This is a genomic window from Streptomyces sp. LS1784, assembly GCF_020103755.1.
GTDB lineage: Bacteria > Actinomycetota > Actinomycetes > Streptomycetales > Streptomycetaceae > Kitasatospora.
Genome location: NZ_JAHSQD010000161.1, coordinates 1 through 15,353, shown reverse-complemented (window position 1 = coordinate 15,353; position 15,353 = coordinate 1). Strand labels below are relative to the sequence as shown.

8 protein-coding genes are annotated in these 15,353 nt (G+C 71.7%); 4 read left to right on the top strand and 4 right to left on the bottom strand.

The features are described 5' to 3' along the window. Nucleotides 1-78 precede the first annotated feature (78 nt). Nucleotides 79-1,353: an ABC transporter substrate-binding protein gene (locus tag KS423_RS19805; RefSeq protein ID WP_224280890.1), complete on the bottom strand. Its 1,275-nt coding sequence runs from the start codon at nucleotides 1,351-1,353 to the stop codon at nucleotides 79-81. Between the two features lie 213 nt (nucleotides 1,354-1,566). After that, entirely contained in the window at nucleotides 1,567-2,724 is a 1,158-nt protein-coding gene (locus tag KS423_RS19800) for an ROK family transcriptional regulator (protein ID WP_224280889.1), read from the bottom strand. Between the two features lie 213 nt (nucleotides 2,725-2,937). Here KS423_RS19800 and KS423_RS19795 point away from each other — a divergent pair, with 213 nt between their 5' ends. After that, nucleotides 2,938-5,058, top strand: coding sequence for an alpha-galactosidase (locus tag KS423_RS19795; RefSeq protein ID WP_224280888.1), 2,121 nt, complete (start codon nucleotides 2,938-2,940; stop codon nucleotides 5,056-5,058). A 233-nt stretch (nucleotides 5,059-5,291) separates the two neighbouring features. Beyond that, nucleotides 5,292-7,106, top strand: coding sequence for an alkaline phosphatase family protein (locus KS423_RS19790; protein WP_224280887.1), 1,815 nt, complete (start codon nucleotides 5,292-5,294; stop codon nucleotides 7,104-7,106). Between the two features lie 150 nt (nucleotides 7,107-7,256). Here the strand turns inward: KS423_RS19790 and KS423_RS19785 are convergent, their stop codons facing one another. Further along, nucleotides 7,257-11,942, bottom strand: a complete 4,686-nt coding sequence (locus KS423_RS19785) for a multicopper oxidase domain-containing protein (RefSeq protein ID WP_224280886.1) — start codon at nucleotides 11,940-11,942, stop codon at nucleotides 7,257-7,259. Between the two features lie 443 nt (nucleotides 11,943-12,385). Here KS423_RS19785 and KS423_RS19780 point away from each other — a divergent pair, with 443 nt between their 5' ends. Both KS423_RS19780 and KS423_RS19775 read left to right on the top strand, forming a co-directional pair. Further along, nucleotides 12,386-13,051 carry a response regulator transcription factor gene (locus KS423_RS19780; protein WP_224280885.1) on the top strand — a complete coding sequence of 222 codons (666 nt, stop codon included), beginning with the start codon at nucleotides 12,386-12,388 and terminating at the stop codon, nucleotides 13,049-13,051. Continuing rightward, the gene (locus tag KS423_RS19775; protein WP_224280884.1) at nucleotides 13,041-14,105 is read left to right on the top strand and encodes a cell wall metabolism sensor histidine kinase WalK; all 1,065 of its coding nucleotides are present in this window, start codon (nucleotides 13,041-13,043) and stop codon (nucleotides 14,103-14,105) included. The genes KS423_RS19780 and KS423_RS19775 overlap by 11 nt, the downstream gene beginning before the upstream one ends. Before the next feature lie 325 nt (nucleotides 14,106-14,430). Here the strand turns inward: KS423_RS19775 and KS423_RS19770 are convergent. Next, nucleotides 14,431-15,353, bottom strand: a 923-nt coding sequence (locus KS423_RS19770) for a chitinase (RefSeq protein ID WP_224280883.1), incomplete at its 5' end; no start/stop codon positions are given.

Below are 15,353 nucleotides of genomic sequence, written 5' to 3'. Positions count from 1 at the left end.
TCGGGCGGCTCCGGCGGGCCGCCGCGCGGCGTCGGGCGCGGCCGGGGCGCAGCGTGGTGTCCGGTGCGGAGGTCATGGTCAGCCGCGCTGCTTGTCGATCTCGCTCTGGGCCTGCCCGGCTGCGTCCCTGAGCAGGGCGGCCACCTCGCCCTGCCCGTTGAGGGCCTTGGTGGCGGCGGCGGTGAACGCGGTGGCGACCGCGGCGTTCCAGGTGCCGGGGTTGCGGCGGCCGTAGGCGGCGGCCAGCTCGACGGTCTGCTTGGCGGCGCCCTGGGAGAGTTTGTCGGCGCTCGCGGCGACCGACGTGCGCGGCGGGATGTGGAAACCGTACGCCTCCGCGAAGTCCTTCTGCAGGTCGGTCTGCTGGATCCACAGCCACTGGACGTACTTCTTGGCGGCCTCCACGTGCTTGCCCTTGGCGTTGACGCAGGCGGTCCAGCCGCCGACGCGCAGCACAGGGCTGCCGCCGGGCTTGAACGCGGGCCAGGGCAGCACCCCGAAGTCGTCCCCGAGGGCGGCCTGGATGGCCGGCATCGCCCACAGGCCACACCACTGCATCGGGACCACGCCCTGGACCAGGGCGGAGGGGTCCCACCAGTCGGTGGTGAAGCCGAGCAGTAGGGACTTGTCGTCGTGCAGGCGCTTGAGTCCGGTCACCGCCTCGACGGCCTGCGGAGAGTCGAACGCCGCCTTGCCGTCGCCGGTCACCAGTTCGCCGCCGTTGGAGAGGATGGCGAGGATCGGGCTGTCGCCGACCCCGTCGTTGCCGAGGAACAGGCCCTTGTTGCCGCCGGTGCTCAGCGCCTTGGCGGCGCCGGCCAGGGCGTCGAAGCTGTCGGGCGCGGTGAGGCCGGCCTTGGCCAGCGCGCTCTTGCGGTAGTAGAGCATCATCACGTCGTCGAGCATCTTGACGCCGTAGACCTTGCCGCCGACCGTCTCCTGGTCCAGGTTGCCCTGGTTGAAGTCCGCCCGGGTGTCCCCGTAGAGGTCGTCGAGGGCGGCGATCTGGCCGCGGACGGCGTAGCTGGCCGCGAAGTCGGCGATTTCGAAGGCGTCGGGGGCGGCGTCGGTCAGCAGGGTCGCGTTCAGCTTGCCGCTGTAGTCGCCGGGGACCCAGGTGATCTTCACCGCGATGTCGGGGTTGGCCTTGGTGAACGCGGCGGCGTAGCGGGTGGCGGCCTGCTGGGTGCCGCTCTCGCCGTAGGCGTGGTACCAGACGTTCAGGGTGGTGGCCGCGCCGGAGGCGCTGCCACCTGTCGGGTCGGTGCTGCAGGCGACGGCGGCGCCGGCGACGAAGAGCAGGGAGCCGCCGAGGAATCCCCGTCGGCTGAGCTGCGGTGTGGCTGCACTCATGGCGCATCCTCCTGGGTGGGGGGAGGGTGGATGGTTCCGGTCCGGCCGGTGCGCGCGTTCGGTGCCGGCTGCCGGGAACGGAGCGGGGCTGGTGGTCCGTCATCGGGCTGTGGTGGTGCGGCTCTCGTGGTGCGGCTGTGCGATGGGCCGTCCGGCGGGCGGCCGGCCCGGTTCCGGCGGTCGGACCCGGTGGGGTCGGCGGCCGGCGGAGCGTCAGGGCAGGAGGGCCTGGATGCCCACGACGGCGGCGCCGCGGGCCCATTCCTCCCAGGGGAGCGGGCGGAGGATCAGCGGGCACTGGGCGGCCGCGCCGAAGCAGCGCGCGGCGTAGGAGTCCCTGATGTGTGTGTCGAAGAGGTCGTAGGTGTCGAGGCCTTCACCGGTGACCACGACCCGTTCGGGGCCGATCAGGCTGACCAGTGTGGCGATGCCGACGCCGATCGCCCGCCCGGCCCGGGCGAAGGCGTCCCGCGCGACGGGATCGCCGGTGCGGGCCGCCTCCACGGCGGCGTCGAAGTCCAGGTCGGGTCGGGTGCTGGCGCGGCGGACGGCGCCCAGGACCGCGTCGGTGGAGGCGATCGCCTCGACGCAGCCGACGGATCCGCAGTGGCAGCGCGGCCCGTTCGGGTCGACGCTGATGTGCCCCAGCTCGCCGGCCACCCCGTGTGCGCCGGCGATCAGTTGGCCGTTGACGACGAGTCCGGAGCCGATGCCCGCGCCGATGGTGACCAGCGCGAAGTACTCGGTGCCGATGCCCTCACCGAACCAGTGTTCGGCAGCGGTGAGGGCTTTGACGTCGTTCTCCACCATGACCGTCAGGCCGGTCGACGCAGCCGCCAGTTCGGCCAGCGGCACGTCGCGCCACCCGGGGAGTACGGAGTACCGGACTCGGCCTGCGGCGCGGTCCACGTCCCCGGAGACCGCGATCCCGAGGTGCCGGGTGCGCGGGCGGTAGGCCGGGTCGGCGTCGAGCAGTTCGGCGACCAGATCGGTGAGCAGCGCACACACGGCCTCGGGGCCGCGGTCGCCGAGCGGGCGGCTCAGGGTGGTCCGGACCTGGGCGCGCAGGTCGCAGACGGCGCCGTACAGGGTGTCCGCGCTGATCTTGACGCCGACGAAGAACTCCCGGTCGGGGCTGACCGCGAGCGGGTTGACCGGGCGGCCGGCGCCCGGTGCGGTGCGCTCCGGGGGCAGTTCGTACAGGTAGCCGTCCTCGACCAGCGGCTTGGCGGCCTTGGTGACCGCGGTCGAGGACAGGCCGGTACGCCGGGCCAGCTCGACCCGGCTGAGCGGCCCTTCGGCCAACAGCAGGGCGAGGACGGCCGTTTCGGCCGGCGCGGAAACCAGCGGACGTGATGGATTCGGGAACACGGCGGCAACCTAGCGCCGAATAAATAACTTCGTCCAGTATTGATTTCGGTCACCGGGCGGCCCTACGCTCGGCCCCGCTTCCGTCCCCGACGCACCGCCGGGTACCGGGCACCGCCCTGCACGTCCGGGGACGGCTCCCGCCCCGGCACGCCCGCCGGGGTCGGCGGCGCGCACCCGCTCCGCGTCCCGACTACGCACCCCTGGGGACCTTCCGTGCCTGCCGTGCTCCCGCCCGTCTCCTTCGACCCGGCCCGCGGTGTCGCCGAACTCCGCACGCCGAACAGCCTCTACGCCCTGCGCGTCGACGCCGACGGCAGCCCCCGGCACCTGTACTGGGGCCCGCCGCTCGACCGTGCGGCCCTCGACACCCTGCCCGCGCCGCACTCCCCGGCCCGCAGCAGCTTCGAGGCCGAGGCCGCCGCCGACGAACTCGCCCCGCAGAGCGGCGCCCGCTTCGGCCCCGCCGGCCTCCAGGTCCGGTTCGCCGACGGCACCCGCGGCGCCCAGTGGCGCCCGGCCGAGCACCGGATCACGGACGGCGAACTTCGGATCCTCCTGACGGACCGCCACTTCCCGCTCGCCGCCGAGCTCTGCTACCGCGTCCGCCCGGACAGCGACGTCATCGAACGCTGGACCGAGCTCCGGCACACCGGCGGCCCCGATGACGGGCCGATCACCGTGGACCGGCTGGACTCCGCGTCCTGGACCCTCCCCCCGCTGTCCGACTACCGGATCAGCCACCTGGTCGGCGGCTGGAACAGCGAGTTCCAGCTCCTGCGCGACCGCCTGCCGGTCACCGAGACCGTCCTCACCAGCCGCCGCGGCCTCACCGGCCACCACGCCGGCCCCTGGCTCGCCCTCGACGACGGCAGCGCGACCGAGGAGCACGGCGAAGTCTGGAGCACCACCCTGGCCTGGAGCGGGAGTTGGCGCATCACCGTGCACCGCGACCCGGTCGGCCGGACCACCTGGACCGGCGGCTTCGGCCACGAGGGCCTCAGCTGGACACTGCACCCCGGCGAACAACTGACCACGCCCGTCTTCGCCGGACTCCACACCTCCCACGGCTTCGGCGCCGCCAGCCGCGCCTGGCACGACCACGTGCGCGCCCACGTGCTGCCCGACGCCGAGCACGACCGGCCCGTCGTCTACAACTCCTGGGAGGCCACCCACTTCGACGTCGACCACCGCGGGCAACTCCGCCTGGCCCGACGCGCCGCCGCTCTCGGCGCCGAACTCTTCGTCCTCGACGACGGATGGTTCGGCGCCCGCCGCCATGACCGCGCCGGCCTCGGCGACTGGACACCCCACCCGGGCGCCTTCCCCGACGGCCTGCGCCCGCTCGCCGACGAGGTGCACCGCCTGGGCATGGCCTTCGGGCTCTGGGTCGAACCGGAGATGGTCAACCGCGACAGCGACCTGTACCGCGCCCACCCCGACTGGGTGGTCCACTCCCCCACCCGCACCGCCACCGAGCTGCGCCACCAACTGGTGCTGAACTTCGCCCGCCCCGAGGTCGAGGCCTGGGCGCTGCGCACGCTGGACCGGCTGGTCCGGGACAACGGCGTCGACTGGCTCAAATGGGACGCCAACCGGGCCTTCACCGAGGCCGCCTGGCCCGGGCGGCCCGACCCCGACCGGCTCTGGATCGACCACACCCGCGCCGTCTACCGGATCATGGACCGGCTGCGCGCCGACCACCCGCACCTGCGGATCGAGGCCTGCGCCGGCGGCGGTGGCCGCGTCGACCTCGGTATCCTGGCCCGCACCGACCAGGCCTGGACCTCCGACAACACCGACCCCGTCGACCGGATCGCCATCCAGCACGGTTACAGCCAGCTCTTCCCCGCCGCAACCATGGCCGCGTGGATCACCGACAGCCCGAACGGCGCCACCGGCCGCGCCACCCCGCTGCGCTTCCGCGCCCACGTCGCGATGGCCGGCGTCCTCGGCCTCGGCGGCGACCTGACCGCCTGGACCGAGGACGAACTCGCCGAGGCCGCCGACCTGGTCGCCCGCTACAAGCGGATCCGGCCCCTGGTGCAGCGCGGCCGGCAGTACCGGCTGTCCGCCCCGGACGGCGTCACCGCCGTCCACTACGCCGCCGCGGACGGAACCGAGCACGCCGTCCTCGTCTGGCGCCCCGCCACCCGGTTCGGCCACCAGCCCCCCGCGCTCCGCCTGCCCGCACTCGACGCACACGCCCACTACCTCGACGCCGACACCGGCCTGCGGTACAGCGGCGCCGTCCTGCGCCACCGCGGCATCGACCTCGACCTGCCCGCCGGCGACTGTGCGAGCCGGCTCATCCACCTGCGCCGCCACCACCCCTGACACCGCCCCGTACCGCCCACCGACCCGAGGAGCCCACCCGCCGTGCATCGCACCGCCCCGGGAGCGGTACCGGAAGCGCCCGCTGCGCCCCGCAGGCGTACGACGCCGGCCCGAAGTTATCCAGACAAGTTCGACCGGTGTTCTTCCGCCGGACAGCGGCGGCCGGTACCTATGTCCCCGCTCATGGTGAACGGCCATGGCACCCACCCTCACCAACGGACGAGGTACCCCCCATGCGACTGCGCTGGAACCCTTTCGGCGGACTGCTCGCCGCCCTTCCCCTCCTCGGCGCGCTGGTCGTCGCCGCTCCCACCTCCGCCGGTGCGGCGGGCAGCAGCGGCAACCTGATCGTCAACGGCGACGCGGAGGCCGGTGGTTACTGCACCAACGACTGGAGCGCCGCCGGTACCGTCCCCGGCTGGACGGTCCAGGCCGGCGGCGTCGACGTCATGTGCCACTCGGCGGGCTCCTTCGGCCTGCCGGGCGACGGCCGGACCCCCGGCAAGGCCTTCTTCGGCCCCGGCAACTTCGGGGACGGCTCGATGTCCCAGACCGTCGACGTCTCCTCGGCGGCCACCGCCATCGACGGCGGCGGAGTGCACTTCAACCTCTCCGGCTGGCTGGGTGGTTGGACCACCTACGGCGGTTACGCCGCGGTCAGCCTGCACTTCCGGGACGTCAGCGGCCGCCCGCTCGGCGCGACCGCCAAGCTGCCGACCGTCTCCGCCACCGACCGGGGCCTGGGCACCAGGTTCCTCTCCCGCAACGCCACCGGAGCCGTCCCGTCCGGCGCCCGGTCGATCCAGGTCGAGGTGCAGTTCCTCTCCACCACGAACGAGACCGGCTACCTGGACAACCTCTCCCTCACCCTCGACACCCCGGTCGTCGCGCCCGCGCCGCTGACCCCGTCCCCGTCCGCCGTGCCGGGCTACGACCACGTGTTCATGGTCATGATGGAGAACACGGACTACTCCCAGATCATGAACGACCCGACGGACACCCCGTACATCCACAGCCTGATGTCCCAGGGCGCCACCCTCACCGACTCCCACGGCGTCTACCACCCGAGCGACGAGAACTACCTCGCCATCGCCGGCGGTGACACCTACACCAAGGGCGCCACCTACTGGCCGAACATCAACTCCCCCCAGCGCAACCTCGGCGACACCATCGAGGACGCCGGCAAGACCTGGAAGGCCTACGAGCAGGGCATGGGCACACCCTGCAACACCAACAAGAACTACGACAGCTACTACATGCCCGACGACGCACCGTTCATCAACTACACCGACATCAGCGGCAATCCGGCCCGCTGCGCGGCGCGCCTCTTCGACACCTCGCAGCTGACCACCGACCTGAAGTCCGCGGCCACCACACCGAACTTCTCCTGGATCGCCGCCGACGACTACTACGACGGCGAGGCCTCCGGCAACGGCAGCGCCACCAGCCTGAAGACCCAGGACGGCTGGCTGCAGCAGACCCTCGCCCCCGTGCTGTCCTCCCCGGCCTGGACCCAGCAGCGCTCGCTCCTCATCCTGACCTGGGACGAGAGCCAGAACGAGGGCTACAACCACCTCGCCACCGTCGTCGTGGGCTCCCAGGGCACCGTCCCGGCCGGCACCAGCAGCCCGCTGCACTACGACCACTACAGTGTCGGCCGCACCATCGAGTCCGCCCTCGGCCTGCCCGGGCTGACCGGCAACGACACCTACGCCACACCGCTCAACGCCGCCTTCGCCCCCTCCGCGGCGACCGGCCCGACGCTGACCGGCGACCTCGACGCGGTGGCCAACGGCGGCAACGTCACCCTCCGCTACGCCCTGCCGAACGCCTCCCAGGCCGGCGCCAGGAACTGGGTCGGCATCTACCCGACGGGCGTCACCCCCGGCTCCCGCGCCGCGCTGACCTGGTCCTACACGCCCGACCAGAGCGGCGCCGTCACCTTCTCCACCGGCAAGCTGAACGGCGCCGGCAGCTACGACGCCTACTACCTGGCCAACGACGGCTACTCGGTGCTGGCCGGCCCGTTCCGGCTGACCGTCGGCTGATTCCCCCCTGGCACCGGCCGGACCGGGCAGTTGCGCACCGCCACTGAGCCGGGCGCCGGCCGAGAGGCCGAGGCAGGAGGGCGGGCCGGCGGCCCGCCCTCCTGCCGTACGTGATCACTCAGCCGTGACCGGGGCCCCGCCCTCCGGGCATCACGGTGCCGGGGTCACCTGGAGCGGGTCCGACACCGACTTCACCGTCATGCCCGGGAACTCTCCGCCGTACCCGACCGTGTTGAGCGCCACGACCCGGTAGAGGTAGGGCGTGGTCACCGATGCCGTCGGGTCGACGAAGGTGCGGGCCCCGTGGGTGTTCGGCTGGTCCAGGGGCGACTCGACCGTGCCGGCGTCGACCCACGTGGTGCCGCCGTCACTCGTCCGCTGGATGAGGAAGGCGGTCTCGTTGATCGAGTTGTCCTGCCACTCCAGCCGGATCCGGGCGCTCTCACCCGTGCCCACGACGGTCGACGCGAGCCCGCTCGCCTTCCCAGGCGGCAGTGCCAGCAACTGGGGCCGCATCATGTCCATCTCCTCGTGGCTGAGGATGTGGCAGTGGATGACGTACTCCCAGCCGAAGTTCACCAGCTTGTTGGTGATGGCTGCCGTCGGGTTGCCCTGCGGATCGACATTGTGGAACATCGATGTGTCACCGGCCGGCATCGTCGGGTCGAGCAGCCGGACGGAGTTCGGCACTTCGAACGGCACCGTCGGCACGATCGGCCGCAGCGCGACGATCGTGTCCTCCAGCGGGCTCATCCGCACCGTGTCCTTCCATCCCAGCTCGTTGGCGTCCGGCTTGATGACGATGTTGTCCCAGGTCACCCGGTTGAGGACCTGGACGTCGTACAGGTGGAAGTGCATCGGGTGGGTGTCCACCCCGTTGTGGGTGAACCGCCAGATCTGCGTCCCGTCCGCGCTGGTGCTGATCGGCGTCACCTTCGCGTCCGCTCTGGGCAGGCCGGTGCCGTCGATCAGTTCGGTCGGCGGGTTGATGTACGGGTACAGCGTCGCGTTCTGCGCCCCCGGCGTCGGTGGCGACGCCTCGACGCCGAGGTTGGTCGACATCCGGCCGTAGCTGTCGAACGTCGTCGCGTTCATCTCGTCGTGGATGGCCTTCGGCTGCAGCGGCATCGTCATCTTGGCGGTTGGCGCCTTGAGCGTGTTGAAGCCGAACGTCGACGTGTCGTTGACGCGGACCAGGCCGTCGCAGGTCTTGACGGAGCTGTTCTTGACGTTGCAGTTGCTGCTGGCGGCGAAGCTCGTGCCGTACGCCGAGTTGTAGGCCGCCTGACCGACGATCACCGGGTTCTGCCCGGACTCGAAGACACCCGAGCCGTCCGCGTGGTGCTTGAAGGCTGCCTGCAGCTTCGCCAGGTTGAACGTCGGAGCCGGTGCCGTGTCCGCGATGGTCACCTGCATCACGGTGCGGGTGTTGGGCCCGTATCCCGGCAGGACCTTCGGTGCGCCGCCGGCCTGGGTGAGGTCGGGGGCACCCGTGTAGTAGTCGTACGACGAGATGCGTCCCGGGTAGGCCGCGGGTGCGTCGTTGTAGAGGATGAGCGTCTTGCCGGCGAACTTCGAGAAGTCCACCAGCACGTCGGCGCGTTCGGCCGGCGCGACGGTGAGCGAGTGCTTGTCCACGTTGCCGAAGTCGAAGCGCGTCGGGTCGGTGATCCAGGTCGTCGGCTGCTGACCGTCGATGACGGCCGGTGCCGGCAGGAAGCCGCCCTCGCTGGCGATCTGGATCCAGTCCGGGCCGGCGGCGTCGTTGTTCGCGTCCGCCGGGGTGGGTGACACGTTCGGGTCGGTCTGCGCGACCGCCAGCTCGTCCGCGTTCAGCGCCACCTCGGTCGTGCCGTCACCCTGCTTCGGATCGGCCTTGTACCACTGGAAGTTGAAGAAGCGGTCGTTCGCGGCGTTGACCAGCCGCATCCGGTAGGTCTTCGGCTGGAGCGTCACCTTCGGGTAGGCGACCCCGTTGACGATGGGAGTGTCGTTGAACTGCTCCATGCCCATCGAGATGTTCGGCGTGCCGGGGATCTGCTCCGGCTCGCAGAACGGGGCGCTCTCGTACTGCCAGGTCGACGAGTCGTCCAGCTTGCACTTCGGGTCGAAGTACGGGTTGGCGATCGGCCCGAACCTGGTGTCGCCGGCCGGCGGCCAGAACCACGGACCGTACATCCAGCGCCCGTACGAGCTCATGCCCGACGGGTCGCCCGGGTTCTGCGCGGGCATGTAGACGTGGTGGTACCAGAAGCTGCCCTTGCCGCCCCAGCGCTTCGTGTCCCAGGTGGGGTCCTGACCGTAGGAGACGGTCTTGCCGGTGGTGTCCTTCCGGTCCTTGAGCTGCGAGTCGTCCGGCACGAAAGTGCGGTCCTGGACGAGCAGCGGGAGGGTGTCGGCCGCGTCGGGGATCGTGCCGCTGTTGACCAGTGCCTTCTCCGTGTCGTCGGTGATGGTGTAGCCCGCGGCCTCGCCGGCGTACACGTTCAGCCGGGTGATGCCGTAGGTGTGGTCGTGGTAGAACATCAGCCGGGCGCTCTGCTGGTTGGTGTAGTAGAACGTCGAGCAGCCGTCGTCCTTCGCGGCGCAGAGCGTCGCCCCGGTGCTGTCCACCATGTCCGGCACGTTCTGCACGCTGACGCCCTGCGGCCACTGCGTGGTCTCGCCGGCCGGGGTGATCCACTGGTGCGGGGTGCCGTCGCTGATCCACGGCGTGACGCCGCCGTGCAGGTGCAGCGTGGCCCGGTTGTCCGTGAAGCAGCCGGCCTTGTCGTCGGTGCACGGGGGATTGCGCACCTCGTCCGTGACGGTGCCGTCGTTCTTCGGCGGGGGCATCGTCATCGGGACCATGCCGGCGCCCATGCCGCTGCTGTCCACCGGCAGGAACAGGTCGCCGTCGGCGCCCTTCGGGAGCAGGTTGCGGAACACGATCCGCACCGGCCGGTCCTTGGTCGCGGCGATGAGGGGGCCCATCCACTGCGGTGAGGTCACACCCGTGTACGGCAGCGGCTGCCTGGTGCCGTCCATCAGCTCGTTGTAGAGCGGGACCTTCCGGCCGGGCACCGCGCCCGTCGACAGCTGGACGTAGCCCCGCACCAGGGTCGGCGGCAGGTCGGAGGAGAACCGGGTGAGGTACTGCACGAGACCGATGACGTACTCGTCGGCCGGCTTGCCGCTGGTGGTGACGGACTCCGCAACGGCCACCGGGATGAACTTCTCCGACGGCTTCGTCGACGGTGCCTGCAGCTGTGCGACGTCGGGACAACCCGTGCCGTCCGCCCCGGGGTTGCAGGTCAGCGGCAGGGTGTCCTGGAACTTCTTCATCCCGACCGTGAGGTAGCCGGCCCCCGGGCTGGTGACCTCGATCCCGCTGATCGCCCCGGTGTCCGTCACGGCCGTCGCCGTCGCCCCGGTACCGCCCCTGCCCGTCGGGTCGGTGATGGTGACGGCGGGCGCTGCGGTGTAGTCGGAGCCGACCTTGTCCAGCTTGACCGCTACCAGTTTCAGGCCTGCGGCGGCCGTCGCCTTCGTCGCGCCGTTGATCGGGTCGGCCAGCGTCCCGTTGCGGATCACGACGCCGGGTGCGCTGCTGTAGCCGCTGCCGGGCTCGTCGACGGTCACCTTGGTGACGTTGCCGTCCGCGCTGAGATCGGCCGGGTCGACGTGCCCCTTGGCCACCGTGCCGTTCGGGTCGTCGGGAAGGTCGAAGTCGACCGTCGGCATGGTGTAGCCGGCCCCGCCGTCCGTGACCGTCACGGCGTTCACCCCGCCGGAGGCCGTCGCGGTGGCGCCGCTGCCACCGCCGCCGGTGATGCCGACCGCGAAGCCGCCGTAGCCGCTGCCGCCCGCGTCGACCGTGAGGCCGACCACGGCCCCGGTCGCCTTGACGGTGGCCTTCGCGGTCGCCGCCGTGGCGCCGCCCTCGATGGTGACCGAGGTCGCGCCCGCGACGTAGTGCCGTCCGGGGGAGGTCACCTCGATGCCTGAGATGCCGCCGGTCTGCGGGTCCACCGTGGCCGTCGCCGTGGCGCCGAGCCCGGTGCTCGCCGGGATCACCTGCGCCCCGAAGGAGTACTGCCGGTCCTGCGCCGGGTAGCGCGGATAGACGGCCGAACCCAGCGTCACCGTGGCACCCGCGGCCGGAGGCGCGTTGGTCGGCGGGGTCGTGGTGCTGTCGATGCCGGCCGGGTACACGAAGGCGTCGGTGGCGGAGCCGAGACCGGTGTCGACCGGGACGCCCTGACCGTAGAAGCCGATGACGTCGCCGGCCTGCACGGCGACGTCGGGGACCTCGTACGTCGCGACCTCTCCGGCTGCCGCGGTCGGCTTGGGCACCGTCTTCAGCCCGCTGTCGGCCACGACGGTGTACGTGTCCGGTGTGCCCGTCGGCCGCAGGACGTAGGCGTGGAAGAGGCCTCCCTCGGAGGCCGAGGGGCTGCCCCCCGGCTTGGTCTGGTTCCAGGTCTGGAAGCTCTTGAGGGTGCCGGCGGGCAGCGGAGAGCCGCCCAGGACGACGAGCACGGGCCCCAGCGCGCCCGGCGGTGTCGCGAAGTCCGTCGCGTACGCCCGGTCGACCAGCGGGTTTCCCGCCGACATCGTGGTGGACGCGATGGACACCTTGGCCTTCGACAGGGTCAGCGGGCTGTTGGCCCAGTTCGGCCATGGGCCGAAGTAGTGCGGTGCCTTCGTCTCGTCCGTCGCGCTGCTCGACCCGCTCGCGGCAGCCTCCGGTATCTGCTGGAGCGGCGACGGCGGCAGCCCCAGCAAGGCTGCCACCATCGTCCCCACGCCGACCAGAGCGATGGTGCCCCGTCTCGGTTTCAGCACCGTTCTCATGACCTGTTTGGTGAACACGTCTTTCCTCTTTCCTCGGCGACCTGCCGCCGCTTGCGCGCTCGGGTCCGGATCGCCCGGCCCACCGGGAGGCGGCGGGACCGAGGGCACGGGCCCTTGCCGCCGACTGGTGACGCGCGCGACAAGCCTGGGGCCGGCCGCCGGACGCGGGGGCGAAGATGACAGGTCTCTCATCCGGCTGTCATGACGGGCGTCACGAGGCCGGACCGCCTGGGACGTCGGCACGCCGGCGCACCCTTGCCCGGCGCACACGGGCACTGACGCACCGTCACACCACCCGCTGCCGGAGGGCAGCAAACCGGGTCGATCCCGACGCCTTCGCCGGATCGTTTGTGGAATGACGGGTTGGGCACTTGTAGGATCCGACGCAGCCGCAGATGACAGCCCAGGGGCGAGAGCGGCAGGGGAGGAGACGGTAGCCCACCATGGCCCGGCTGTTGGTCGTCGAGGACGAGGCGCGGCTACGTGCCTACCTCAAGCGCACGCTGGAAGCGGACGGTCACGTCATCGACGCCGCGGAGTCCGGTCCGGACGCCGTGGACCGGCTGCGGGCCGGCGAGTTCGACCTGGTCGTGCTCGATCTCATGCTGCCGGGATTCGACGGGTTCGAGGTGATGCGGCGCGCCTTCGACCGGAAGCCCGATCAGCGGGTCCTCGTCCTGTCCGCCGTGATGGACGTCGCCACCCGTGTCCGCTGCCTCCGGCTCGGGGCCGTCGACTTCCTCGGCAAGCCCTTCGCGACCGCGGAGCTGGTGGAGCGCGTCCGGACCAGGCTCCGTGCACCCTCCACCGGCGTGTCCCAGCGGTGGCTCCACGTCGGGGAGGTCACGCTCGATCTCGAACGGCAGGCGCTCAGCCTCGGCGGGAGGGAAGTGCCCCTGTCGCACCGCGAGTTCATGCTGCTCGGGCACCTGATGCGGCGGGCCGGGGAGGTGTGCAGCCGGCGTGAGCTCCTCGCGAGCGTCTGGGGCCACACCGACGACCTCGGGAGCAACGTGGTCGACGCGACGGTCCGCCGGATCCGCGGCAAGGTGCCCCGGCCGGTCATCGAGACGGTGCGCAATGTCGGGTACGCCTTCAGTGCCGGCTGAGCGCAGGCGGCTGGTCTTCGCCGGCTGGGTGCTGTTCGCCGGGTGCAGCCAGCTGCTGCTGCTCGTCGAACCCGCCCTCGAAACCGTGGTGTTCCACCTGGTGTGGATCAGCATGTCCATCGTCTACGGCTTCCAGAGCTGGTCGGCCCGTCGCACGTCCGCCGTGCTGACCGTGGTCACCCTGGTCACGGGTACCGCGCTGAGCCGGTTCATCGCGGAGGGCCACGCCGAGTGGGACGAACTCGCCGAGGTGCCGCTGATGGCGATGGTCTTCCTCAGCATGGTCTGGCACGTCCGGCGGCGGGCCGCCGCCCTCGCGGAGACCCAGAACCTCGTCGAGCGCGAGCGCCGCGCGCAGGAGGTCAAGGAGCTGTTCGTGCGCAACTGCTCGCACGAGATGCGCACGCCGATCACGGTGGCCCGCTGCTACGCGGAGATGGTCCGCGACGAGCTGTCGACCCCGGAGAGCAGGGACGACCTCGACGTCGTGGTGGACGAGCTGGACAAGCTCGGCGGCCTCGCCGGGCGGCTGCTCGTCCTGGCCGACGCCTACGAGCCCGCCACGTTCGAGTGGGCCCCCGTCGACCTCGGCGCTCTCCTGCGGCGGACGGTCCAGCGGTGGCGGCCGGCCTCGGACCGTGACTGGCGCCTGGACGCGCCCTCCGTCCTGGTCGAGGGCGACGAGTCCCGGCTTGAGACCGCCCTCGACGCCCTGGTGGAGAACGCCGTGAAGTTCACCGTGGACGGGGACAGCATCGCGCTGCGCTGTCGCGCGACCCGCGACGGTGCCGTGGTCGAGGTGGAGGACACGGGCATCGGCTTCGCCGGGTCGCAGGCCGAGGACGGGAGCGGCCGGACCCGGTCGTCGGGCCGCCCCGGCACCGGGCTCGGCCTGGCGATCGTGCGCGCCGTCGTCGAGGGCCACGGCGGTGGCCTCACCGTGGTCTCCGAGCCGCCGAGCGGTTCGCTGCTCCGGATGACGCTGCCGCCGCAGCCCCGTTCCTCCCCGACACAGAACGTTCCCACGTCCGCCTTCACCGCGCCGGCCGAGTAGTACCCGTCACCGTCCGGGCCGCGGCACGACAGCGTTGCCGTACGGAGTCCTTGACATCGCCTCGCACCGGGACCGCCCTCGCTCCGGCGCACGACGGGGGCGGGGCGGGGGCGGGGGGGCGGTTGTCAGGCGAGGCGGTCGGTGAGCAGCCGGGACAGGCGGCGCGCCCCCTCCTCCACCTGGTCCGGGGTCAGCACACTGACGGAGAGCCGCAGTTGGTGTGCCGCCTGTGGTGGCTCAGGGATGTGGGGGCGGACCTGGGCGGAGCGGCGCGGGGGAAACGACTCGGCGACCCTCCCGGCGGCCCGCCCCCGCCGGGGCCACCTCAGCCCTGGTACTGGACGACGATCTTGGTGAAGTCGTACGGGGACTGCGCGATGCTGCTGCACGCCTCGGTGTCCGTGCCGGAACCGCAGGCGCGGTCCCGGTTGACCGACCAGAAGGCGAAGCGCGCGATGTGGTGCTGCTGGGCGTACCCGAGGATGGTGCGGAAGTCGCCGGTGGTGACGGTCTCCCCCGCCTCGTCGGTCTTCCCGTTCATCGAGGAGACGCCGATGTGCCGGTACGCCGCGTCGTCGCTGTAGCCGTACGCGCTCTTGACCGCCGCTTTCAGCCCGTCGAGGGCGCTGACCGTCGCCTGGCCCATGCTGCCGCTGTGGCCGCCGAAGTCGAAGGGCATCACCACCCAGCCCTCGTTCGCCAGGCCGGCCGCGGCGCCCCGCTTGATCAGGTCCTTGCCGGCGGCGTCCGGGCCGCTCGGCGTGGTGCCCATGGTGACGTAGGTGACGATGCCGGGGTTCTTGGACTTGACGATCTTCAGCGCGTCGACCACCCGCTGACGGACCGTCGCGCTGCCGAACTCGGTGTTCTCGATGTCGATGTCGAGCGCCTTCAGCTGGTAGGCGTCGATCACCTTCTGGTAGGCGCCGGCCAGCGCGCTCGCGCTGGAGCACTTCTCGCCCAGCTTGTTCCCGCTCCCCCCGCCGACGGAGACCACGACGTCACCGCCGGCCTCCCGGATCGACGTGATGGCGGCCTCGTCGGAGCCGCCGGTGAGCGCCCGGCTGCCGTCCCACTTCGGGTTGCACCCGCCGTCGGAGAGGACGAAGGCCAGGGTGATCCACTTGATGCCGGTCGCCTTCATCACGTCGGTCGGCTTCTGCGGGCTGCCCCAGCCGAGGTACTCGTACGGCGCGGCGGCCAGCCCGGGCACGGCGGCCGCGGCGGGGGCCGCCGCCGCGGAGGTCG

Coding starts and splice junctions, on each gene's coding strand:
- KS423_RS19785 (WP_224280886.1), bottom strand. CDS start 11,942: ATGAGAACGGTGCTGAAACCGAGACGGGGCACCATCGCTCTGGTCGGC.
- KS423_RS19780 (WP_224280885.1), top strand. CDS start 12,386: ATGGCCCGGCTGTTGGTCGTCGAGGACGAGGCGCGGCTACGTGCCTAC.
- KS423_RS19790 (WP_224280887.1), top strand. CDS start 5,292: ATGCGACTGCGCTGGAACCCTTTCGGCGGACTGCTCGCCGCCCTTCCC.
- KS423_RS19805 (WP_224280890.1), bottom strand. CDS start 1,353: ATGAGTGCAGCCACACCGCAGCTCAGCCGACGGGGATTCCTCGGCGGC.